Raw genomic sequence first — 26,001 nt, forward strand, 5'->3', positions numbered from 1 at the left:
CTAGCTCTCACCCATCAGCTTCTCGAGAGCCGCGAGCTTCTCGTCGAGCAGCGACCCCAGCTCCTCCTCGGGGCGCCGCTCCAGCTCCGCCAACGTCGGGCCCGTGTCCTCCACCGGCGCTGCCGGCGGGGTGGGGACGAGGGGGCCCAGCTCGAAGACCTCGAGCGCCAGGTGCTCGGCCAGCGACTCGATGCTGGGGTGCTCGAACACCAGCGTGGCCGCCAGGGGGCGCTCGAGGCCCAGGCTCGCCTGGAGACGGTTCTTCAGCTCGACGGCCATGAGCGAATCCAGACCCGAGTCGAACAGCCGCAAGCCCCCCGACCTCGGCGCGGAGGCGTCCCAGCCCAGCACCTGGGCGACCTGCTGGTGCACGTGCTCGAGCAGCAGCTCCTGCTGACGACCTCGTGGCAGCCCCTTCAGCCGCGCCCGCATCGGCGACGCCGTCGCGCGGGGCATGCCCGCCCGAGCCTCGTCGAGCAGACCCGACAGGACCTTCGGCGCGCCGACCTCTCCGAAGCGTTGCAGGTACCGGGGCCACTCGATGGGCAGCACCGCGACCTGAGCGCGGCCCGAGTCCATCGCCTGTCCCAGCAGCTCCAGCCCCTGCTCCGGTTCAATCCACTCGAACCAGCGCCGCGCCTCCGGCACCTCGAGGGCCGCCGCCATTCCGCCGCCACTCCAGGGGCCCCAGTTGATGCTCACCGCGCGCAGCCCGAGCGCGCGACGGTGGTGCGCGAGCGCATCCATGAACGCGTTCGCGGCGGCGTAGTTGCCCTGCCCCGCGGCCCCCAGCAACGAGGCGGAGGACGAGAACATCACGAAGAAGTCGAGCGGCAGCTCCAGCGTCTGCTGATGGAGGTTCCAACTACCGCGCTGCTTCGGTGCGAGCACGCGCTCGAAGCGGGCCCAGTCCTGGTGAAGGAGCGTCCCGTCCTCCACCACACCGGCGACGTGCATCACGCCACGCAGCGGTGGCGCGTCGCCGGAGAGGGTGGCCAGCGCTCGCGCGACGTCCTCGGGCCGCGAGACGTCCCCTCGCACGCACTCGATTCGCGCCCCGGCGGACCGAAGCGACCGCAGCGCCGCCTCCGCCCCAGGACTCGCCTCGTTGCGCCCCATCAACACCAGATGGCGTGCGCCGCGCTCCACCATCCACCGGGCCACGTGGAGGCCCAGGGCGCCCAGGCCACCCGTGACGAGGTAGGTCGCATCCTGTCGGAGCTGGGACACGGAAGGCGTCGCGCGTGAGGACACGTCACCGCGCACGAGACGCGCCACGTACCGCTGGCCGCGCCTGATGGCGACCTGCTCACCCTCGGGAGTCCGCAGCAGCTCGTCCAGCAGGGAGCGGAGGTCCTCGTCGCGCAAGTCGCCATCCAGGTCGATGAGCGCCCCCCAGGACTCCGGATGCTCCACCGCGAGCGTGCGACCCAAGCCCCAGAGCGCCGCATGGGCCAATGAGGGAGGCGCCGCCTCGTGCCCCGTGCGCTGGGTGCCGCGCGTCACCAGCCACAGGCGAGGCGGCGGCGTACCTCCACCACGGCTCAACGCCTGGACCAGATGGAGCGCCCCCATGCAGGCCAGGTCCTGGGTCGACGGCGCGGACAGCCCGCCCCCGAGCCCCCACAGATGCACGATGCCCCGACACGGCTCGCCCCCTGTGGCGGTGAGGTGCTGGAGCAGGCGCGAGAAGTCCTCGGCCCGGGTCGGGTCGACCGCGTACGTCCCACCCTCACGCGCCTCGTAGGTGCTCCCCGCGAGGACCCGGACGCAGCGAGCGCCCCGCGCCTCCAGCGACTTCGCGAGGTCGTCCGCCAGACCGCCCCCATCCGCGAGCAGCACCCAGGTACCACCCGAGGTCGCCCCGTCCGGGAGCGCCGTCAAGGAGCGAGGCTCCCAGGTGAGTTCGTAGGTCCAGTCCCGCCCCGTGCCGAGAATCCGCCGCAGCGCGGAGCGGCTCACCTGTTGGAAGCGCAGCCCCACCAGCTCGACGCACACCCGTCCAGCCTCGTCGAGGATGCGGACATCCCCGGTCGACGTGCTGCCCGCCCGCATCGAGACATGGCTCCAACACGTCGTCCCCGGCTCGCTCCAGACCACGAGCCGCTCCAACCCGACGGGAAGGACGAGCACGTCCTCCGGGGTGTCGCGGCCTTCGCCCAGGAAGAGGGCGCCGCAGACCTGGAGACACGCATCGAGCATCGCGGGGTGCAGTGGCGCACTCCACGTCTCCGCGGTCAGCGTTTCGGGCCGTCGCACCTGGCCCAGCGCTTCGCCTTGTCCCAGGCGGATACGCTCGAGGCCCTTGAAGGCCGGGCCGTAGTGGATGCCGCGCGCGTCGAAGTGCGCATGGAGCTTCGCCGCGGGGACCTCCTCGGGACACCGCGCCAGCAGCTCCGAGAGCGAGCGTGGCTCAGGGGTGACGACGTCGGCGCGCGCCCTGGCGAGACTGCCCGATGCGTGCAGGGTCCAGCTCGGCGCCTTCGCGCCTCGGGCGCCCTCGTCTTCCGCGCTGAAGAGCTGGAAGGTGTACGTGTCATCACCGCTCGGGGACACGACGAGTTGGAGGACACGCTCGGCGGCACCACGCAGGACGAGCGCGTCGTGGATGAGCAGTCCGTCCACCGGATGCACACCAGAGCCCAGGAGCTCGACGGCCGCGGCTCGCGCCAGCTCCATGTAGACCGTGGCCGGCAGCACCGTCGCGCCGAGCACCTGGTGCTCGGCGAGGAACGGCATCGCGCCGGTGCCCACCGACGACTCGAAGACCGTCTGCGTGAGCGCGGGAGAGCGGAGGCGTCGACCCAACAACCCCGCGCCACCCGAGCTCGGCGTCGCGGCTCGAGCGTTCTCACGAGGACGCTCGACCCAGTAGCGCTCACGCTGGAAGGGATACGTCGGCAGCGCCACCCGTCGGCGCGCATACCCCTTGTCCACCCCCGCCCAGTCCACCTCCACGCCCTTCACGTACAGCTTCGCCGCGCTCCCCAGCAGCATCTCCCAGTCGCTGCTCCCGGGCCTCAGGCTCCCCACCCACTGCGCTTCTCCCTCCCCCAGGTACCTCTTCCCCACCCCCGTCAGCGTCGGCTTCGGCCCCACCTCCACGAAGACTCGGTATCCCCTCTCGTACAGCCCCTTCACTCCCTCCCAGTACCTCACCGGCTCCCTCAGGTGCCTCCCCCAGTACCCCGCCTCCCTCTCCTCCCCCTTCACTTCCTTCCCGCTCACGTTCGACACCAACTCCAACTTCGCCCTCTGCATCCTCACCTTCCCCGCCGCCCTCTCGAACCCCTCCTTCATCGGCTCCATCAGCTCCGAGTGGAACGCGTGCGTCGTCTTCAACACTCGGCACTCCTTCCCCCTCCCCTTCAGCCTCCCCTCCACCTCCTCCACCTCCTTCACTCGCCCCGCCAGCACCACCTCCCCGGGCCCGTTCACCGCCGCAATCAGCTTCCCTCCTCCTTCCCCCTTCACCTCCTCCTCGCTCGCCAGCACCGCCACCATCTTCCCTTCACCCTCCAGCCCCTCCATCAACCTCCCTCTCTCCATCACCAGCCTCAGCCCCTCCTCCAGGCTGAACACCCCCGCCACGCACGCAGCCACGTACTCACCCAGGCTGTGCCCCATCACCGCCGCTGGCTTCACTCCCCACTCCCTCCACACCTCCGACAGCGCGTACTCCACGCTGAACAGCGCCGCCTGCGACACGCTGCTCTTCTCCAGCAGCGCCCCCTTCCCTCCGTACAACACCTCCACCAGCGACTCCCCCAGCTCCCCCTTCACCACCTCGTCGCACCGCTTCATCACTCCCCGGAACGTCTCGCTCGTCTCGTACAGCTCCCTCCCCATCCCCTCGTGCTGCACTCCCTGCCCCGTGAAGAGCAGCACCACCTCCTCCGCCTTCCTCGCCTGCCCCTCCGCTCCCTTCTCCACCCCGCCACCACTCGCGTACCTCGCCAGCTCCTCCCTCAGCTCCTCTCCCGTCCTCCCCACCACCGCCACCCGGTGCGCGAAGCGTCCTCGCCCCGTGTTCGCCGTGAAGCACGCGTCCCCCACCTCTTCTCCCAGCCCCTTCGCGTACCGGCCCGCAAGCTCCCTCAGCGCCTTCTCGCTCCTCGCTGACAGCGCCAGCACGTGCCTCGGCCTCTCCGCCCCTCCCTTCCTCTCCACCTCCGGCGCCTCTTCCAACACCACGTGCGCGTTCGTCCCGCCGATGCCGAACGAGCTCACGCCGGCGCGGCGCGGCGTCGAGGCGGCGCGCCACTCCGCGAGCCGCGTGTTCACGAAGAAGGGGCTGTGCGCGAAGTCGAGCTGCGGGTGAGGTGCCTTGAAGTTCAGGCTGGGAGGAAGGCGTCGGTGCTGCAGCGACAGCACCGTCTTGATGAGCCCGGCGATGCCCGCCGCGACCTCCAGGTGCCCCACGTTGGTCTTCACCGAGCCGATGGGACAGACGCCCACCGCGTCGGCGCTGGCACCGAAGGCCTGCTGGAGCGCGGCGAACTCGATCTGGTCGCCCAGCGGCGTGCCCGTCCCGTGCGTCTCGATGTAGCCGATGCTGCGGGGGCTCACACCCGCGGCCGTCAGCGCGGAGGAGATGACCGCGGCCTGCCCCTCCTGGCTCGGCGCCGTGTAGCCAACCTTCACCGAGCCGTCGTTGTTGACCGCCGAGCCGCGGATGACGGCGCGGATGCAATCGCCGTCCGCCAGCGCGTCGGCCAGGCGCTTGAGCACCACCACACCCGCGCCGCTCCCAAAGAGGGTGCCCTGGGCGTCCGCGTCGAACGCACGGCAGTGACCATCCGGGGACAGGATGCCGCCCTGCTCGTAGAGATAGCCGGAGCGCTGCGGCAGCCGCACAGCCACGCCACCAGCGAGCGCCATGTCGCACTCGCGGTTGCGCAGCGCCTGGCTCGCCAGGTGGACGGCCACCAGCGACGAGGAACACGCCGTCTGGACGCTGATGCTCGGCCCCTTCAGGCCGAGCCGATATGAGACATGCGTCGCCAGGTAGTCCTTGTCGTTTCCAATCAGCGTCTGCAGGTCTCGGACCGCGCCCTCTCGGCCCACCGACGAGCCGAGGTGGAACAGGAGGTAGTTGCTGATGATGGAGCCGGCATAGACCCCCACCAGCGACTGGAGGCGCTTCGGGTCATAGCCCGCGTCCTCGATGGCCTCCCACACACACTCCATGAAGATGCGGTGCTGAGGGTCCGTGAGCCGGGCCTGCTTCGGCATCAGCCCGAAGTGCTCGGCGTCGAAGAGCTCCACGTCGTCGAGCACCGCGCCGGCCCGGACGTAGCGAGGGTCCTCCAGGTGCGAGGGCTCCAGCACCGAGCCGCGCAGCTCCTCCTCCGTGAAGAACGAGACCGACTCGACCCCGTCACACAGGTTCCGCCAGAACTCCGCCAGGTTCCTCGCGCCGGGGAACCGGCCCGACATCCCGACGATGGCGATGGCCGACTCCAGCGCGGGGTCCGGACGCGCGCTCGGCACGGGCACGGCCTTCGGACGCGGCGCCTCACGGACAGGCTCGCGTCGCGCCTCGGTGCCCCGCGTCGACACGTACTCCGCCAGCGCGCTGACGGTGGTGAACCGGAACATCTGCGCGATGGGCAGGTCCACGTGGAGCCGCTCTCGCAGCCGCCGGTGGACCTGGACGATCTGCACCGACGTGCCCCCCAGGTCGAAGAAGTTGCGGTGGATGTCCACCTCGTCCAGGTGGAGCACCTCCTGGAGGATGGTGGCCAGGGAGCGCTCCACCTCCGTGCGCGGCGCACGGGACACGGGCAGCGCCACCTGCGCGCTGTCGCTCGGCTCGCGCAGGGCGTCGCGGTCCACCTTGCCGTTGGGCGTCAGCGGCAGCGCGTCCATCAGCACGAAGGACGTGGGGACCATGTAGTCCGGGAGCCGGGCGACCAGGTGACGCCGCAGCTCCTCGGGGAGCGAGGTGGCCGGGGCCGAGCGCGTCGCGGGCGTGGCCACCTTCACCGAGGCGCCGACGCCCCCCACCAGGAAGCTGTGCAGGAGGACATGCCCCGCGTCCAGCGCGAGCTGCTGGCGCAGCGGCTCGAAGTCCAGGCCGCCAATCGGACACAGGCCCAGCTCGCCTCCCACCGCCGAGCCCATCAGGAGCTGGGCGATGTAGCCCGCCTCGAGCAGACAGAAGTCCCGCGCGAGGTCTCCGTACAGCGGCTGGATGGCGTCGAGCTGCCCGACGAGGAACACGGACAACGCCGCGTCGTCGAAGGTGGCCCGGTTTCCCGGCGCGTGCTGGGCGCGGCTCATGACCACGTCCGGCGAGAGCAGCACCAGCGCGTGCTGCTTCGGATGGTAGTAGTACGTCCCGCCCGCGAGCCCCTGGACCCTCCCGGCCTTGACGTGCAGGTAGACCTGCACCGGATAGAGCCCTCCCGCCGACGCGTAGCGGTACTTGGGGAGCAGCGAGTCCTCGAGCTGGACCTGCATCAGGCAGCTCAACAACTCGGAGAGCTGTCCGACGGAGACGGGGCTCGAGCGGAATGACTTGTGACTGCGCCGGTCGACGACGGCCTGGAGCCGCGCGGCGTCGAGGACCGGCTTCGCGAGCGCGATGGACTCACGGGCGCCGACATCCGTCCGCAGCCCAGGCCCCTTCAGCTTGAACTCGAGGCGCGCGATGGGGTCGGAGATGACGCCCAGTCGAGGCTCCGGCTCATGCGCCTCGTCCAGCGTCGCGTCCGAGGGCTCCTTCTCGAGGACGTGGGTCGGAATCGTGGCGTCCGGGACGACATAGGCCACCAGACGCCTCGGCCCCCCCGGCTTGCCGAGCGCCTTGACCACGGCCCCTCTCACGGCCGGGTGGGTATCGAGCGCGGCCTCGATTTCGCCCAGCTCGATGCGGTGCCCCTGGATCTTGACCTGGAAGTCCTCGCGGCCGAGGAACTCGATGTTCCCGTCCGGCAGGAAGCGCCCCAAGTCACCGGTGGCGTAGAGGCGCTCACCGGTTCGCGGGTGGACGATGAAGCGGGCGGCGGTGCGCTCCGCGTCGCCGTGGTAGCCCAGCGCCAGTCCCACCCCGCCGATGTAGAGCTGCCCCGCCACCCACTCGGGGCAGGGCTCGAGCGCGTCGTCCAGCACGTGGAAGCGCTGGTTCACCATCGGGCGGCCGTAGGGGATGCTCCGCCACGCGCGGTCGACCACGCCAATCCGATACAGGATGGACCAGATGGACGCCTCCGTCGCGCCGCCCAGGCTCACCAGCTCGATGCCCGCGCGCTGGCTCCGGATGCGCTCGGGCAACGTGACGGGAATCCAGTCACCGCTCATCATCACCAGGCGCAGCGAGTCCGGCAGGCGCTGCCCCGCGCCCTCGACGAACTCGATGAGCATCTCCATCAGCGCCGGAACCGAGTTCCACACCGTCACCCGGCCCTGGGTGAGGACCGACAGCCAGTGGCTCGGGTCGCGCAGCGTGCCGGGCGCCGGCATCACGATGGCCGCCCCCGCCGCGAGCGTCCCGAAGACGTCGTAGACCGAGAGGTCGAAGCTGAGCGACGAGAGCGCGAACACCCGGTCCTCGGGCCCCACCCCGAAGCGCGCGTTGATGTCGACCAGGGTGTTCACCGCGCCCTGGTGGTCGATCATCACCCCCTTGGGCCGCCCCGTCGAACCCGAGGTGTAGATGACATACGCGAGGCCATTGCCTTGCACGGCGGGAGGCTCCGCGTCCCCGACATCGAGCGCGCCGTCCAGGTCCACCGCGAGCCGCCGGGGCCCCTCGGGCCAGGTGAGCGACGCGTCGAGGTGCGCCTGCGTGAGCACGAGGTCGACGCGCGCGTCCCGCAACAGCTCGTGGAGCCGCTCGGTGGGCAGGCTCGGGTCCAACGGCAGATAGGCCGCGCCCGCGCGCAGGATGGCGAGCGCGGAGAGCACCTGCTCCGGGCCCTTCTCCGCGACGATGGCCACCAGGCGCTCCGGCCGCGCGCCCCGGGCGACGAGCCACGACGCGATCCGCGCCGAGCGCCGCTCCAGCGCTCCGTAGGTGAGCACCTTGTCGCCCGCGATGAGGGCGGGTGCCTGGGGCCGCGTGGCCGCCTGACGCAGGAAGAGCGTCTCCATCCGCTCCGACGGGACGGGCCGCCCCGTGGCGTTGTAGGCCTCCCGTCGCGCGAGCTGCTCGGCCGGGAGCGGCTGCCGCGCGGGGGCCTCCCAGGCGGACGGGTCCTCGACCAGCCGGCGCAGGAGCCGGACATAGGCCCCGAAGAGCGCGTCCATCAACCCCTGGGGGAACTGCGCGTCGACGGAGTCCCAGCTGAAGTACAGCGCGTCGTTGAGCTCGAAGACCTGGTGGTCCAGCCACACCTGCGGCGTCTGGCTGACGACCTCCACGATTCGCACGCCCTCGCCCATCCGCAGCGAGCGCCCCGTCTCCGACAGCAGGCTCGTGAACACGAAGGGCATGCCCATCCCCGTGTCCAGACGGCCGAGCCGGGCCGCCTCGCGCAGGACCTGCACGCTCGACACGATGGAGTGCTCCAGGTCGTCGAAGAGCTGCCCCTGCAGTCGCCGGGCGCGCTGGGCGAAGGACTCGGGCTGGGAGCCGTCCACCTCCAGCAGGATGCCCGAGGTGAAGTCGCCGACGATGCGCTCCACGTCCTCGAGCAACGGCAGCCGGTTGAAGAGCGTCAGGTTGAGCGTCAGCCGCTGGCCGCGGCCGTGGGCGCGCAGCACCTCGCCATAGGCCGCGGCCAGCGCCATGGACGCCGTCACCCCCGCCGCGGCGGCGCGCTCGCGGAAGGTCTTCCACGCGGCGGGCTCCAGGCCGCCCTTGCGACGGGAGAAGCGACGAGGCCCCCGGGTGCCCGGGTCGGCGGCGAGCGGCAGCTCGGGCGGACCGGGCAGCGTCGCCAGCCGGCCGCGCCAGTACTCGAGCGCGCGCTGATAGGCCTGGGCCCCCTGCTCGCGGCGTCGCGCGGCGGCGGCGAAGTACTCGCGGAAGGTGTGCTTCAGCGGCGCGAGCGGCGCCTCCAGGTCCTGGTACAGCACCACGCACTGCTCGATGAGCAGCTGCACGCTGAAGGCGTCCGCCACGAGCAGGTCCAGGCTGATGTGCACGTGGACCTGTCCCCCCGGGAGCTGGGAGGCGCGGACCTCGAAGAGCGGGAAGCGGTCGGCCGGCAGCACCTGATGGGAGAGCTCCGCGCGAATCGCCGCGAGGTGCGCGTCGACGCTCCCGGCCGAGGCCGCGCGGAGGTCGTACGTCGTGACGCGGAACGGCGGCACGGAGGCCAGGACCACCTGCTCGCCCGTGGGCAGCACCACCATGCGCAGCATGTCGTGGTGCGCGATGAGCCGCTGGAGCACCCGCTCGAGGCGGGCGGGGTCCAGCGCGTCGAACGCGAGCTCCAGGTAGCTGTGCGCCGCGACGCCGCCCGCGTCGAACGCGTCCTGCCGCCCCACCCAGTAGGCGTTCTGGATGTCGGTGAGGGGGAACGGCGAGAAGCGCGCGTCCTCCGGTGGTGGGACGACCGCGGCCTGGACCTCCGCCACGCGGGAGGTGGCGCTCAGGTGCTCCACGAGCTGGTGCTTGCGCTCACGCAGCGCCGCGCGCACCTCGTCCGTGACGTGGCCCGGAGGCGCGCGGAACCGCAGCGCCTCGCCCTCCACCCACAGCTCGATGCCCTGCCGCTGAAGCTCGACGATGAACTCGGCCGTCTTCACAACGCCCCCTCTTCCCAGGCGATGGCGCCGCCCACCAGGCTGTGCAGGTACACGTGCGGCTCCTCCAACCGGAACGCGGCGCGGAGGTCGTCGAAGCGCAGCTCCCCCACCTGGCAGAGCCCCAGCTGCTGCTCCGCGGCGCGCAGCTCCAGCAACTGCGAGATGAGCCCCGCCTCGAGCAGCGCGAAGTCCCGCCACTTCTCGCCGTAGAGCGGCGCGATGGCGCGCCTGTCACACACCAGGAAGAGCGAGAACGCGGAGCTGGCGAACATGGACCGGTTGGTGGGCGCGTGGAGGCTGGCGTCGAGCGCGTCCACCGCCGAGAGCCGCACCAGCGCGTGGCGCGCCGGCTCGTGGTAGTACGCGCCCGCCTCGAGCCCCCGAACCCGTCCAGCGCTCACGTGGAGGTACAGCTGGACGCCGTACGCGCTCCCCGCCGAGCCGTACTGGTACTTGAAGCGCCCTCCGACCTCGAGCGAGCGCAGACACGACAGCAGGCGACCCAGCGCCTGGGCCTCCACGGGCTCGGACGAGAAGGTCCGGTGGCTGGAGCGCTCCAGGTGACGGCGCCGCGCCTCGCCCTCGGAGAGCCCGGCCATCGGGACCACGGGCGTCCCCGCATCGAAGGTGCGGACGCCGTGGCGCGCGCGCTTCCAGGCCTCGCGTTGCTCGGGGTCCAGCAGCAACCCCTCCTCCACCTTCGCGCTCGCGGGTGGGGCCTCCGCCGGCGGGTGCCGGGTGTAGTAGGCGACGATGTCCGCGGTGTTCCGCAGCGTGAGGAACTCCGACATCCGGGGCCGGCTCCCGAAGGCCTGCTCCAACATCGTCGCGAGCTTGATGAGCTCCACCGACGTGGCGCCGAGCTGGAGCAACGACGCCTCCGGCTCGACGCTGGGGCGCTTGAGGACCTCGGCGACGAGGCGGGTGATTCGCGTGAAGACCTCCCCGCCGCGCGCCTCCAGGGGCAGCGCGCCGTGGACGGGCTCCTCCACCGGCGTGGGCAGCGCCTTGCGGTCGACCTTGCCGTTCGCCGATTGCGGCAGCGCCCGCAGCCGCATGAAGACGCCCGGTACCATGTAGTGCGGCAGCGTTCTGCCCAGGAACTCCCGCAGCGCGTCGTCCGTGGGCGCGGGCTGCCCCTCCATGGGGACGACGTAACCCACCAGCCTGCGCTGCGTGCGCTCCCCGGGCGCGGCGACGACGGCCTCGCGGATGGCGGGATGGCGGCAGAGCGCGGCCTCGATTTCGCCCAGCTCGATGCGGTGGCCGGCGACCTTGACCTGGAAGTCCTTGCGGCCCAGGAACTCGATGTATCCACCGGGCAGGAAGCGGCCCAGGTCGCCCGTGCGGTAGAGGCGCTCGCCGGTGTCTGGGTGCGTGAAGAAGCGCGCGCGCGACAGCTCCTCGTCGCCGAAGTAGCCCCGGGCCAGGCCGGCGCCTCCGATGAAGAGGTCGCCCGGCACGTGCTCCGGCCGCGGCGCCAGCGCCTCGTCGAGCACATGGAAGCGCTGGTTCAGCATCGGCCGGCCGTAGGGGATGCTGCGCGCCCCGGGCTCGACCTGGGTGATGGGGTGCAGGATGGACCAGACCGCGCCCTCGGTCGCCCCGCCCAGGCTGATGACCTGGATGTCGCGGGACAAGCGGCGGATGCGGTCCGGCAGCGTGACGGGAATCCAGTCACCGCTCATCAACACCAGGCGCAGGGACTCCGGGAGGCGCTCACCGCGTGTCTCCACCAGGTCCACCAGCATCTCCATCAGCGTCGGGACGGAGTTCCACACCGTCACGCGCGCCTCGCGCAGCCACCGCAGCCAGCTCGCGGGCTCCCATGTCGCGTCGGGCTCGGGCAGCACGAGCGTCGCGCCCGCCGCCAGGCTCCCGAAGATGTCGTAGACCGACAGGTCGAAGCCCAGCGACGACAGGCCGAAGACCCGGTCCTCCGGGCCGACCCCGAAGCGGGTGTTGATGTCCTGGAGCGTGTTCGCCGCGGCGCGGTGCTCGACCATCACCCCCTTGGGGCGCCCCGTCGAACCCGAGGTGTAGATGCAATACGCCAGGTCCGCCGGCGAACGTGCCGGCGCGTGCGGCGGCTCCCCGGTCGCGCTGTCCGGGATGCACACCACCCGGACGCCCTCCGGCCACGCGAACCGCTCCGCCAGCCCCGGCTCCGTCACCACGACCTGCACCCTCCCCTCCTGAAGGAGGAGCCGGCGGCGCTCGTCCGGCAGCGCGGGGTCGATGGGGAGATAGGCCGCCCCGGCCAGTGGGATGGCCGTCACCGCGACCACCTGCCTCCAGCCCTTCTCCAGGATGACCGCGACCAATCCATCGGGCCGCGCATCCAGCTCGACCAGTCGGGTCGCCAGCGCGCCCGCGTGTCCACGGAGCTCCGCGTAGCTCAGCGTCCGCTCCGCGCTCACCACCGCGGCGTGCGAGGGGGCGCGTCGTGCCTGGGCCAGGAAGAGCGCCTCCAGGCGCGCCTCGGGGATGGGCGACGCGGTGGCGTTGAACGCCTCACGGCGCGCGGCCTGCGCGGCCGGCAGTCGCACCGGGGAGCGCGCCTCCCAGACGGCGTCCTCCTCCGCGAGCCGACCGAGCAGGGACTCGTAGGCCGCGAAGGCGTCCTCGAGCATGCCCGCGGGGAAGAGCCCCTCCGGGCTGTCCCAGGAGTAGCGCAGCGCCCCGTCCTCCTCCCGGACCTGGTGGTCGAGCCACACCTGCGGCGTCTGGGTGATGCCGTGGACCGTCTCGCCCAGCCACCCGAAGGGAGAGCCCGCGCCCGCGCCACCGGGCCTGTGTCCCAGCAGGCTCGTGAAGACGATGGGCATGAGTGCTCCCGCGGCACCTTCGCGCCGCCGCGCGCGCTCGCGCATCACCCGCATGCCGCTGAAGAGCAGGTGCTCGAGGTCCCGGGCCAGCTGCTCGCGGAGCTGGACCGCGCGCTGGGTGAACGACGTGCCGCGCCCGTCGACCTCGAGCAGCACGTTCGTCGTGAAGTCACCGACCACCTGGTCGATGGCCGGGTGGATGGGCAGGCGCCTGAAGAGCGTGAGGTTGAGGCAGAAGCGGGCGCTCTCGCTCCATGCGGCGAGCACCTCCGCGAACGCGGCGCAGACCACGCCGGAGCGGGTCAGCCCGGCTTGCGCGGACCGCTCCTTCAGCCGCTCCCATCGCCTCGCGTCCAGGCTCCCGCCCAGCCGCCGGAACGCGGGGCGCACCAGCTGCTCGGGAGGCGTGGCCAGGGGCAGCACCGGGGCTTCCGGCAGGTCATCCAGGCGCGCGCGCCAGTAGGCCTCGGCGCTCCGGTAGGCCGTCGTATCGCGGGCGGAGAGCTCCGCGAGCACGTGCTCCCGGAAGGACACCGGGACCGGCTCCAGCACCTTCTCCGGCGTCACGTACAGCTCGCGCCACTCCTCGAGGAGCGCGAGCACGGCGGCGGCGTCCATCGTGATGGCGTCGATGTCCAGGTGGATGCGCGTGCGGTTCCCATCGAGCAGCGTCGCGCGCAGCTCGAAGGTGGGCCACTGCCCCAGCGGCACGGAGCGGTTGGAGAGCTCCTGGCGAATCCCGGCGAGCTTCGCCTCGACGACGTCCCGCGCCTGTCCACGCAGGTCCAGCACGGGCATGGAGAAGGACGGCACCTGCTCCAGCACGCGCTGCTCCCCCGACGGGAGCACCACGGCGCGCAGCATGGCGTGCCGCTCGATGAGGCGCCGCCACGCGCGCGACAGCCGCTCCACGTCCAGCGCCTGGCCGTCGAGCTCGTGGTACAGGTGGCAGGAGATGCCGCCGACGCCGAAGTCGGTGCCGCGTCCGACCAGATAGGCCTCCTGGATTTCGGTCAGCGGGAAGGGCGCGTGCGCCTGCTCGGAGCGGAGGGCCTCGCCCTGGCGTCGGAGCAGCTCGAGCACCTCCGCCTTCCGGGCGGCGATGTGCTGCTGCAGCTCGGGCGTGATGACGTTGCGCGCGGCGCGGACCCGGAGGTGCTCGCCCTCGACCTTGAGCTCCACACCCAGGCGCGTCAGCTCGGCAATGAGTTCGGTGGCATTCAAAATTGGAACTCCTCCATCGGGTCATCCAGGGCCGCCTCCGGCGGAGGCGGCACGGCGTCGAGGCTCTCGAGGACGAGCGTCACGAGGTCGTCGAAGCTCAGGCCGCTCAACAGCTTCACGGCCGGGACCGAGAGCCCCAGCGCCAGCTCCAGCCGCGCCTTGAGCTTCATGCCCATCAGCGAGTCGAAGCCGAAGCGGACCAGCGGCAGGCGGCCGTCGGCCAGGTCTCCAGGGAGGGCCAGCATCGAGACCACCTCGCGTCGCAGCGAGCCGTCGACGCGCGCCCGACGCTCCTCGGGGGTCATCCGGGCCAGCTCGTGGAGCGGAGGGAGTCCCTCGGCCACCGCCGTGCCCGAGGCCCGGGGCCGCGCGCGGAGGAGGAAGTCGGTCAGGAGCGAGGCGTGGTCCGCCGAGGGATAGACCTGTCCCCACTTCGCCCAGTCGATGCGGGCGATGCCCACGTGGGTCTCGGTCGTTCCTCGCAGGAGCCTGCCGAGGATGGCCACGCCCTCGTCCGGCGCGAGGCTCTCCAGGCCCAGGGCCTCCAGCCGGGCGCCCCGGTCGGCGCGCGCCGCGGCGAGTCCGACCTCCGCCCAGGGGCCCCACGCCAGCGAGCACGCGGGCAGTCCACGCGCCCGCCGCTCGGCGGCCAGCGCATCCAGGAAGGCGTTCGCGGCGCTGTAGTTCGCCTGCCCCACCCCGCCGAGCAGCGCGGCGATGGAGGAGAACATCACGAAGAAGTCGAGCGGGTCCGCTCGCGTCTGCTGGTCCAGGTGGAGCGCCCCCGCGACCTTCGGCCGCAGGACCCGCTCGATGCGCTCGCGCTCCTGGCTCGCCAGCAACGCATCGTCGAGCAGCCCCGCCGCGTGGATGACACCCCGAAGCGGAGGCATGTCCGCGCGCAGCTCCGAGAGCGCACGCGCGAGGGACGCTTGCTCGCCCACGTCCGCCGCGAGCACACGCACCGAGACGCCCTCCGCCGCGAGGGCCTGGAGCACGACGCGGGCCTCCTCGGAAGGCGCGTTGCGCCCCAGGAGCGCCAGGTGCCGCGCGCCCTCCTTCGCGAGCCACCGCGCGCACCGCAGCCCCAGCCCGCCCAGGCCCCCCGTGATGAGGTACGTCGCGTCCGCGACGACCGGCACGGGGCCGGGCTCCGGGATGACCTCCAGGGACTGGAGTCGCTGGGCGAGCCGCGCGCCGTCCCGCCACGCGACGCGGTCCTCGCCATCCAGGAGCCGCAGCTCCGTGCACAGCGAATGCACCGTGTCCGCGGCCGGCGCGGGGTCCAGGTCCACGAGCGTGCAGCGGACTTCCGGGTGCTCGTGGCGCAGCGTGGCCCCGAGCCCCCAGAGCGGCGCCTGGGCCAGCGAGAGCGCGTGCCGCGCGTCCGTCGACTGGGCGCCCCGCGTGACGAGCCACAGCCGGGGGGGCACCGGGCGCTTCAGCTGGGTCAGCGCCTGGAGGACCCGCACCGCGCCGACCAGGACCTCGGTGGTGACCCGCGCCTCGCTCCCGGGCTCCAGGGCTCCGACATCGAGCGCCGCCAGGTACATCACCCCGCGACAGGGGCCCGCGCCGAGCGCCGCTTCCAATCGGCGCAGCAGCGACGCCTCCGACTCCGTCGATTCAGGGGCCGCCATCACCTGGCACGGCGAGCCCTCCGCCCCCAGCCGGTCCGCCACCGCGGCGCCGACACCGCCACGGTCCGTCAGGAGCAGCCAGGGTCCAGTCTCCCGCGTCGGAGCCGTGACGGCAGGCGCCGGTCGCCAACGGACCTGGAACAGGTCCTGGCCGGGCGCACGCACACGCTCCCTCGTGAAGGCCTCGCGGGGGGCGCGCCGGACGACGAGCCCCTCCACCCGCGCGACCGTCACCCCGTCCTCACCGAAGAGGCGGAAGTCGGCGCTCAGCGTCTCGCCCTCCTGGCCGCTCCCGGGCCGCGGCATGGCGTGCGCCCAGAGCGTGCCGCGAGGCGGCGACAGGAAGACCACGCCTTCGATGCCCACGGGAATCAGGGGCACGCCGTCATCGCGCACGACGCCCGGGACGCCGCGCAGGACATGGAAGAGGGAGTCGAGCAACCCGGGGTGCAACGGTGTCGCCGGCTGCCGGTCCTCGGGCTCCGGAGCGCGCATGCGTCCCAACGCCTCCCGCTCCCCCCGCCACAGCTGCTCGACCCAGCGGAAGCGTCGCCCGAGCGAGATCCCCTCGGCATCCATCGTCTCGTAGACCCGCGGCACCTCGAGGGGGGTCGGACATCGCGCGCGCAGTTGCTCCAGCGACACCGCCGCGTCGACTCGCGGCGCGCCGGAGCGCAGCACCTTGCCCTCCGCGTGGAGCACCCAGTCGCCCCCCGCCTCCTGGCTCTGGATGCGGAAGGAGGCGCGCCCCGACTGCTCCGCTCCCACCACCACCGAGACGGGACGCCCGAGCCCCGCCTCCACCACGAGCGCGCGCGGGAAGACGATGTCGGCCAGACGAATCGGCGCGGTGCCCTGGAGCGACTGGAGCGCGGAGAGCACCATCGAGACATGCCCGGCCCCCGCGACCACCACCGCGCCGTGCAGCAGGTGCTCGCCCAGCAACGGCATCCGCTCCACCGACAGCTCCACCTCGAACAGCGTCTCCGCCAGCGGAGAGCGCACGCGGCGCCCGTGCAGGGGCAGCACCTCCTGCGTGGAGGCGGGCCTCGAGGCGGCGGGAGCCGGGCTCGCGACCCAGTAGCGCTCCTTGCGCCAGGGATAGGACGGCAGCGGCACCAACGCCCCGCCCTCCGGGAAGAGCCGCTCCCAGGCTGGCGAGACGCCCGCGACGAACAGACCGCCCAGCAGCGCGCGCAGGGTGTGGCGCTCGGCCTCTCCCCGTCGCAGCGCGGACACCACCGTCGCACTCCGGCCCGCCTGCTGGAAGCACTGCTGCACCGGACGCGACAGGACCGCGTTGGGGCCAATCTCGACGAAGAGCGAATGGCCCTCGGCCGCGAGCGCGGAGATGGCGGGGGCGAAGCGCACGGGCTGCCGGAGGTTGCGGGCCCAGTAGTCGCGGTCGAAGTCCCGCCCGTCCGCGCGCAGGCCGGTGACCGAGGAGAAGATGGGGAGCGCCTCGGGCCGTGGGCCCAGTCCCTCCAGCGCCTGTCGCAGGGCCTCCAGGTGGGGCTCCACCGCGTGGCTGTGCGAGGCGTAGTCCAGGCCGAGCCGACGACAGGAGACGCCGCGCGCAGCCAGCACGCCGAGCACCTCCTCCATCGCTCCCGCGTCACCGGACAGGAGCACCGACGTCGGACTGTTGAGCGCGGCGATGGACAGCCGCGTGCCCTGCGCCGCGATGGCCTCGGCGGCCTCCGCCTCGGAGAGCTCCACCGCGCTCATCGCGCCACTCCCCGCGATGGCCGCGAGGATGCGGCTGCGCTCGAGGGTGATGCGCATCGCGTCCTCGACCGAGAGCACCCCGGCCGCGTGGGCCGCCGCCACCTCTCCGATGCTGGACCCCAGGACCGCGTCGGGCTCCAGCCCCCAGGAGCGCAGGAGCGCCACGAGCGCCGCCTGGAGCGCGAAGTGCGCGGGCTGGGAGATGTGGGCCAGCTCGAAGCGGGGCTGCTCGCGTCGCAGCTCCTCGATGACGGACCAGCCCGCGAGCTTCATCAGCACGGCGTCCACGGACCGCAGGGCCTCGCGGAAGACGGGCTCCTCCTCGAGGAGCGCGCGCCCCGCGCCGGACCACTGCCCTCCCTGTCCGGTGAACAGGAAGACGACCCTGGGGGCCGCGCCGGGGAGGGCATAGCCGGACGTGACGTCCGGGTGCGACAGGCCACGAAGGAAGGCCTCCAGCGCCTCCGCGGCACTGCTTCGGGAACGAGCCACCACGGCGAGCCGATGCTCGTGGTGACTCCGACGACAGCTCGTGGAGTAACAGAGGTCGCGCCACGCCGCGCCGTCCCCTCCGTTCAGCGTCGCGGACAGACGCCCCGCGGCCTCGCGCAGGGACTCCGCCGAGCGGGCCGACAGGACGAGCAATTCGGGACGCTCCACGGACGCCGGGGCCTCTGCCCGAGGCTCACGCTTCGGGGCCTCCTCGAGGACCACGTGGGCATTGGTCCCGCTGAAGCCGAACGAGCTGACCCCGGCGATGCGCCGCGCCCCGTCCGGGACCTGCCACGCGCGGTGCTCGGAGATCACCTCGACGGGCAGCTCGGCCCAGGGGATGTGGGGGCTGGGCTCCTTGAAGTGGAGGCTGCGCGGCAGCTCGCCCTGGCGAAGCGCGAGGATGGCCTTGATGAGGCTGGCGATTCCCGCCGCGCCCTCCAGGTGTCCCAGGTTCGTCTTGACCGAGCCGATTCCCAGCGGCGAGGAGGCGGGACGCCCACGCCCGAGGACCGCCGCGAGCGCCTGCACCTCGATGGGGTCACCGAGGGACGTCCCGGTGCCGTGCGCCTCGACGTAGCCGACGTCGCGCGGGGCGACGCCACCCTGGCGCAGGGCGCTCTCGATGACGCGCTCCTGGGCGGGCCTGCTCGGCGCCGTGAGGCCATTCGAGCGGCCATCCTGGTTGACGGCCGTCCCCCGGATGACGGCGAGGACGGGGTCGCCCTCCGCGAGCGCTTCCGACAAGCGCTTGAGGACCACCACGCCCGCGCCCTCTCCTCGCACATAGCCATTGGCGGAGCGGTCGAAGGCCTTGCAGGCGCCGTCCGGGGACAGCGCCTTCAGCTTCGAGAAGTAGACCGTCATGCGCGGCGAGAGCAGCAGGTTCGAGCCGCCCACGAGCGCGACGTCACACTCCCCCTCCCGCAGGCTCTGGCAGGCCAGGTGCGTGGCGACCAGGGACGAGGAGCAGGCGGTGTCGACGGCGAAGGTGGGGCCCTCCAGGCCCAGCGCATACGCGATGCGTCCGGCCGCCACGCTCAGCACGCCACCGGAGCCCGAGTAGGCGTTGATGCCGCGAGCATCGGCGGCGTTGAGTTCCAGCAGCGCGTAGTCGCTCAGGCAGATGCCCAGGAACACCCCGGTGGGGGTCCCCTTGAGCCGCTCCACCGCCATGCCCGCGCGCTCCAGCGCCTCCCAGCTCAGCTCCAGCAACATGCGCTGCTGCGGGTCCATCGACCGGGCCTCCGCGCCGGAGATGCCGAAGAACGAGGCGTCGAACGCGTCGATGTCGTCGATGAAGCCGCCGTGTCGCGAGTACGTCTTGCCGGGGACTTCCGGGTCCGCGTCGTACCAGTCGTCGAGCGCCCAGCGCGAAGCGGGCACCTCGCGCACCGCGTTCACGCCGTCTGCGAGCAGGCGCCAGTAGTCCTCCGGGCTCCGGACCCCACCGGGCAGCCGGCAGGACATCCCCACCACGGCGATGGGCTCCGCGCCGTCCACGGCCGCCCTGCGTGGCTTCACGGCCCGAGGCGCCGGCTCCGAGGCCGCCGCGTCGACGGAGGGGAGCTCGCGCCCCAGGAAGTCGAGCAGCTGCTCCAAGCTCGGGTGGTCGAACAACAACGTGACGGGGAGGGAGCGACCGAGCGCGGTGGACAAGGCGTTGCGCAGCTGCAACGCCATCAGGGAGTCGAGCCCCAGCTCCTGGAGGGGTCGACGCGGGTCGATGGGCGACGAGGACGACAGCCCGAGGACGTCCGAGGCCTGCGACTGGAGCAGCGCGAGCAGTCGGGCGCGGGCCTCACGAGGCGAGGCCCCCGCGAACACCGTCGAGGGCGGCGCGGAGCGGGTGGGCTCGGCGCGACGAGGCGCGAGGACCTCGAAGAAGGCAGGCAGCCCCTCCCGCACCGCGCGCCCGCCGGCGGCCACGACCACGGTCTGCGTGAGGTCGGCGCCGAGGATGCCCTCCAGCGACGCGAGGGCCGCGGCGGGGGCGAGCATCCCCACTCCGAAACCGGACCAGGACTTGCCGGCGTCGGCGGACAGCCGCGCGGCCATGCCCACTTCGGCCCAGGGGCCCCAGTTGATGCTCGTGGCCGTCAGACCGTTGGCGCGCCGGTGATGGGCCAGGGCGTCGAGGAAGGCATTGGCGGCGGCATAGCTGACCTGTCCCGTGGTCCCGAAGACGGCGCTCACGGAGGAGAACAGGACGAAGAAGTCGAGGCGCGACTCGAGGGTCTCGTGATGGAGGTTGAGCGCCCCGTGGACCTTGGGCGCGAGGACATCGGCCATCCGCGCCGTGTCCTGGAGCACGAGGAGGCCATCGTCGAGGACACCCGCGGCATGCACCACGCCCCGGAGCGGAGGCATCGCCGCGCGGCACTCCGACAACACCCGCGCGACCTCCTCGCGTGACGACACGTCGGCCTGTCGCACGGTGATGTTCGCGCCAGCGGACCGCAGCGCGTCCACGCGTGCTTGCGCGAGCGGCTCCGGCGCACGGCGGCCCAGGAGGACCAGGTGACGCGCGCCCCGGTCCACCATCCAACGGGCCACCTCGAGCCCCAGGCCCCCGAGGCCGCCGGTGATGAGGTACGTGGCGTCGGCGGAGAGAGACAGTGGATGGGGCGCACGCGGAAGCCGCGCGCGTGCGAGCCGGGCCACGAGGCGACGACCCGAGCGGAAGGCGACGCGGTCCTCGTCCTGCGACGAGGAGAGTTCCTGGGCGAGCAGCGCCGCATCCTCTCCACGAGCGGACGGGTCCAGGTCGATGCGTAAACAGCGCAGCTCGGGGTGCTCGAGGGCCACCACGTGGCCCAGGCCCCAGAGCGGCGACTGCTCGACGGCGAGGGCACCCTCCTCCACGCCGGTCGCCTGCGCGCCTCGCGTCACCAGGACAAGGCGCGGTGGAGTCCCACCGCCATGGGTCGCCAGCAGCTTCACGAGCCCGACCCCACGCTCGACACCGTCGAGTGGCGAGGACGTATCGAGCCCTCGCAGGTCGACGACTCCGACGCGGGCCCGCGTCGATTCGCCGAGCCCGACCCCACGCTCGACACCGCCGAGTGGCGAGGATGTATCGAGCCCTCGCAGGTCGACGACTCCGATGCGGGCCCGCGTCGATTCACCGAGCGCATCGATACGCTCGAGCAGGCGCCGCTCATCGCCCTTGTCGGAGGACCGCGCCTCCACACGTGCACCAGGGCGACCGTGGTCATCTGAAGCACCCGCGTCGCCGTGAGCACCAGGACGTGCGAGGTCGGAGGAGAGCACCTCCACGCGAGCACCCCGAAGCTCGAGCTGTCGGGCGAGCGCCTCCGCGAAACCGCCGCGGTCCGCGAGGAGGAACCAGGTGACGGGCTCACTCGCGGAGGCCAGCGCCGCCGCGGGCCGAGGCTGCCACTCCACCTGGAAGTGCAGCGGCGCCGCCCCCGTGTCTCGCCGCAGGACCGTGTCCCGAGGCGCCCGGCGAATCGTCAGGCCGTGGACCTCCGCCACGACGACACCCGCGTCGTCCAGCAACCGCAGGTCCACCGTCGAGGCTTCGTCGACCGCGCCCGTCCCCGAGCGCAGCACGAGATGACAGAACCGAGGACGTTGCGCCCCGTGGAGCACGAACCGGTCGATGCCGATGGGAACGAAGGCCATCCCCTCGATGGACGAGAAGCCCGAGACCGCCCCCAGCACCTGGAAGCACGAGTCGATGAGCCCCGGATGCAGCCGGTAGTCCTCCGCGCCATCCCCCACATCCGGAAGACGCAGGCGCCCCAGCGCCTCCCTCTCGCCCCGGGAGACCGCCTCCAGCCAGCGGAACTGGCGCCCCAGCACCAGGCCCTGTCGGTCGATGCCCTCATAGAAACGCTCGATGGACGGGAGCGCCTCGAAGCGGGCCTCGAGCCCGGCGAGCGGCTCGGCCTCGGAGGGCACCTCCCCGCTTCGCTCCAGTCGCCCCGTGGCATGCAGCGTCCAGCGCGGTGACTCCGCGTCATCGCTCGCGAGCCGGGTCGACAGCCGGAAGTCACCCCCGGCCGCGATGGACACCTGGAAGACCCGCTCCTCGGCGTCCTCCATCACGATGGGACTCAGGAACAGCACATCCTGGACGCGACAGCCCTCCGGCCCCCAGAGCCGACGGGCCGCCTCCAGCAGCATGCCGACCATGCTCGCGCCCGCGACCACCACCGTGCCGTAGAGCCGGTGGTCGGCGAGCAGCCGCACGCGGTCCGCTCGAAGGGATGACTCGAAGCGCATCCCGCCGAGGGGCGCCTCCACCGCGCGCCCCAGCAGCGGATGCCCCCTGTCTTGCGCGGCCCCGGGCGCGACGTCGAACCAGTAGCGCTCGCGCTGCCACGCATAGGACGGCAGCGCCACCCGCCGGCCCCCACGAGGGAAGACGCCCTTCCACGCGGGCTCGCGCCCCAACGTGTGGAGCGCGCCCAACGCGGCGAGCATCGTGACGCGAGGGGGCCGGTCACGGCGCGCGGAGAACAGCGCCGACGTCCCCTCCACCCCCGAGGCCTCGAGCGTCCGCGCCAGCGGCTGCGACAGCACCGGATGCGGGGAGACCTCGACGAAGACGCGGCAGCCGTCGGCGAGCATCGCCTGGATGGCCGGCGCGAACAGGACCCGCTGCCGGATGTTCGCGCGCCAGTGGTCCGCGTCGAGCACCGAGGCCAGGACCCGCCCACCCCGCACCGTGGAGTACAGCGGCGTCACCAGCGCCTTGGGCGCGAGCTCCCGCGTGCAGTCGTCCAGCTCCGCCAGGTGCGCGTCCATCTGCGCGCTGTGGAACGCGTGGTCGACGTTCAGGAGCCGGACGCGAATCCCCTGCGCCTGGAGGCTGTCCCGCAGCGACTCCAGCGACGCGCGCTCTCCCGAGACGACGATGTCCTCCGGACCGTTGAGCGCGGCGACCGACAGCGCGTCACCGTGAGGCGCGAGCAGCGGCGCCAGTCGCTCGAGCGAGGTCGCCACGGTGGCCATGCCTCCGCGTCCGGCCGTCTTCCCCATCAAGCGGCTGCGGCTCACGACCAGGGCCATCGCCTCCTCGAGCGACAGCGCGCCGGCGAGGTGCGCCGCGCTGACCTCTCCGATGCTGTGCCCCACCACCGCGTCCGGACGGATGCCCCACGCCGCCCACAGCGCGGCGAGCGACACCTGGAAGGCGAACAGGAGCGGCTGCTCCACCTCCGTGCGCGGCGGAGCGGCCCCCTCCCGCGCGGCCTCCATCGCCTCGACGAGCGAGGCCCCGGTGCGCGCGCGGAACGCCAGGTCGCAGCGCTCGAACATCTCCCGGAAGCAGGGCTCCTCCTCGAACAGGCGGGTGCTCTCCCCGAGCGGGAAGCCCCCCTGCCCCGATAACACGAAGCCCACGCGCGGCGCCTCGCCCTGTCGGACCACCCCCTGGGACTGGAAGGCCCGAGGAGGCGCCCCCTGGCCGAACGCCTCGAGTTCCTCCGCCAGCGCCGTCCGCGTCCGGGCCACCAACGTCAACCGGTGCGCATGGTGGTCACGCCAGAGCCCCGCGGTGGCGCAGAGGTCCGCGAGCGAGGGCGTGGGCGCGCCGCGAAGCTGCCCGGCGACACGACGGGCCTGCTCCCGGAGCGCGGGCTCCGTCCTCGCGGAGAGCACGAACAGCTCCGCGGCCCCGTCGGCGGTGGGAGGCACGGGGGCCTCCGGCAACACCCGCTCCCAACGAATCGCGTGGCCCGCCGAGGCGAGCGCGTCGAGCGCGCGATGAAGCCCATCCAGGTCCGACGCTCCGCGCTGCAGCCCCTGCACCACCGTGGCCGTCGCCGCGTGGGCCGCGATGTTCTCCTCCACCGAGCGCGCGTGGATGGGATGCGGGTTGACGTCGAGGAAGACCTCGTGCCCGGAGTCGAGCAGCGTCTTCACCGCGTCGGCGAACCGCACGGGCGCCTGGAAGTTGTCGGTCCAGTACCCGGGTCCCAGCGACACGCCGTCGACGAACGCGCCCGACACCGTCGAGACCATCGGGATGCGCCCCGGCAGCGGCCTCAGCGCCGGACAGCCTCCCAGGAAGAGCGGCGCGAGCGGCGCCACCTGGGGGATGTGCGCGTAGAAGTCGATCTCCACCGTGCGCGCGAAAATCCCCTCCGCCACCAGCCGCGAGGCGAAGTCCTGGAGGGCCGAGGGCTCTCCGCCGATGCCCGTGGACCGGGGGCTGTTCACCGAGGCGATGGCAATCCTCCCCGCCCCGGCGAGGCGCGCCTCCACCTCCGCCGCGGGGAGCCCCACCACGCCCATGCCCGCGCCGCCCGTCACGCTCCGCTGCACCTGGATGTAATGGCGCGCGAGCGCGAAGACCTCCTCCAGCGTGAGGATTCCCGCCACGTGCGCCGCGGCCCACTCGCCCACGCTGTAGCCGATGACGGCGCTCGGCTCGACGCCCCAGTCCCGCCACGTCGCCGCGAGCGAGACCTGGAGCGCGAGGACGACTGGCAACTGCACCTCGCCCCGCTCGAAGCGCGAGCGGTGGCGAGGCGCGAGCAACGCCTCCACGAGCGAGTCGCCCCCGAGCCCCCGGTACACGGCATCACACGCCTCGAAGCGCGCACGGAAGACGGGCTGCGTCGCGAGCAGCTCCCGCCCCATGCCCCACCACGCCGAGCCGGCGCCCGCGAAGAGGAACGCGACCTTCCTCGGCCCTCCGGGGAGCGGCGGGCGGGCCACGGCGGAGGGAGGCGCCACGGCCCGCCGGGGCCCCGGCAGATGCTCCTCGACGACGAGGTGACAGTTGGTGCCCCCGAAGCCGAAGGAGCTGATGCCCGCCAGCGCGGGCTCGTCGTCCCTGGGCCACGCCGTGAGCGCCGTCTGCATGCTCAGGCCCAGCGCATCGAACGGGATGTGCGGGTTCGGCTGCTCGAAGTGCAGGCTCGCCGGGAGCCGCCGCTTCCGGATGGAGAGCGCCACCTTGATGACGCCCGCGACGCCCGCGGCCGCCTCCAGGTGCCCGATGTTGGTCTTCACCGAGCCCACGCGAAGGGGCTGCCCGGAAGCGCGCGCCGCCCCGCCCAGCACGGCGCCCAGGGCCCGGGCCTCTATCGGGTCGCCCAGCGGCGTTCCCGTCCCGTGCAGCTCGACATACTGCACCCGCGCGGGGTCCACGCCCGAGGCGCCGTAGGCGGCGCGCAGCAGCTGCTCCTGGGCCTTGGGGCTGGGAGCCGTCAGCCCGTTGCTGGCGCCGTCGTTGTTCACCGCGCCGCCACGGATGACGCAGTAGATGGAGTCCCCATCCGCCAGGGCGCGCGACAGGGGCTTGAGGACGACGACGCCCGCGCCCTCTCCGCGCCCGTAGCCGTTGGCCCGCGCATCGAAGGTCTTGCACCGCCCGTCCGGCGCGAGCGCACCGAAGGCAGAGACGGCCTGGAGCGTGCGGGGAGAGAGATTGAGCTGCACGCCCCCCGCGAGCGCCAGGGTCGACTCGCCCGCGCGCAGGCTGCGACAGGCCTCGAGGATGGCGACCAGCGACGAGGAACAGGCGGTGTCGATGGCCAGACTGGGGCCCTCGAACCCGAACGTATAGGAGACCCTGTTCGCCACGATGCTCCCGGCGTGGCCGGTGCAGGTATGAAGGGAGGCGGAGGCCCCCTGGAGCGTCTGGAGGTCGGCGTAGTCGCGCCAGACCAGCCCCGTGAAGACGCCGGTGCGCGAGCCCCGCAGCGTCCCGGGCGCGATGCCCGCGTCCTCGAGCGCCTCCCACGACAGCTCCAGCATCAAGCGCTGCTGGGGGTCCATCTGCCCCGCCTCCCGGGGCGAGATTCCGAAGAAGCCCGGGTCGAAGCGGTCGACCGTGTCGAGGAACGCCCCAGGTCGCTCCCAGGCTCCGGCAGAGGCCGCCCAGCGCTCCGGGGGCACGTCCGTCACGCAGTCGACGCGCTCCTGGAGGACCCGCCAGAAGCCCTCGGCATCCGGCGCGGAGGGGAAGCGACAGGCCAGCCCGACGATGGCGACAGGCTCCGAGGGCTCCTGGCCGGGCACGTCCCAGCCGGGCTTCGACGCCGCTTCGGGTCCCAGCAGATGGGCCGCCAGCCCCGCGGGTGTCGGATGCTCCCAGATGAGCGTGGGCGACAGCGGCCGCCCCAGCACCCCCGACAGCCGGGAGATCAACTTGAGCGCGACGAGCGAGTCGACGCCCATCTGGAAGAACGGCGTCGCGAGCCCCACCTCGCTCGCCTCACGCCCCAGCAACGAGGACAGCTCGACCGCGAGCCACGCCCGCAGCCCGTCGACGTCGCCAACCCGCTCTTCCATTCCCTGCCTCACTGGCATCCAGGCGGTCTTCCGTCCACGACCGGAGACACCCTGGACGTCGCAAAAGACATACATGCCCGACCCCAGGCATGCACCCACGCATCCATGTGAATCAG

The 26,001-nt window shown here is 72.6% G+C and carries 3 protein-coding genes; all 3 read right to left on the reverse strand.

Translation table 11 applies throughout. From position 1 onward, the window contains the following. Genes VZQ01_RS08735 through VZQ01_RS08745 form a run of 3 tightly spaced genes read right to left on the reverse strand, consistent with a single transcriptional unit; the run spans position 1 to position 25,885 of the window. On the reverse strand, positions 1-9,699 hold the full coding sequence (locus tag VZQ01_RS08735; RefSeq protein WP_426747530.1) for a non-ribosomal peptide synthetase: 9,699 nt from the start codon (positions 9,697-9,699) through the stop codon (positions 1-3). Beyond that, complete coding sequence (locus VZQ01_RS08740) at positions 9,696-13,751, reverse strand: non-ribosomal peptide synthetase (protein WP_426747531.1); 4,056 nt, start codon at positions 13,749-13,751, stop codon at positions 9,696-9,698. Before VZQ01_RS08740 ends, VZQ01_RS08735 begins: the two co-directional genes overlap by 4 nt. Next, positions 13,748-25,885: an SDR family NAD(P)-dependent oxidoreductase gene (locus tag VZQ01_RS08745; RefSeq protein ID WP_426747532.1), complete on the reverse strand. Its 12,138-nt coding sequence runs from the start codon at positions 25,883-25,885 to the stop codon at positions 13,748-13,750. The genes VZQ01_RS08740 and VZQ01_RS08745 overlap by 4 nt, the downstream gene beginning before the upstream one ends. Positions 25,886-26,001: the final 116 nt, after the last annotated feature.

Origin of the sequence: Myxococcus faecalis, from assembly GCF_050039385.1 — a bacterium.
Classification (GTDB): Bacteria; Myxococcota; Myxococcia; order Myxococcales; family Myxococcaceae; genus Myxococcus; species Myxococcus fulvus.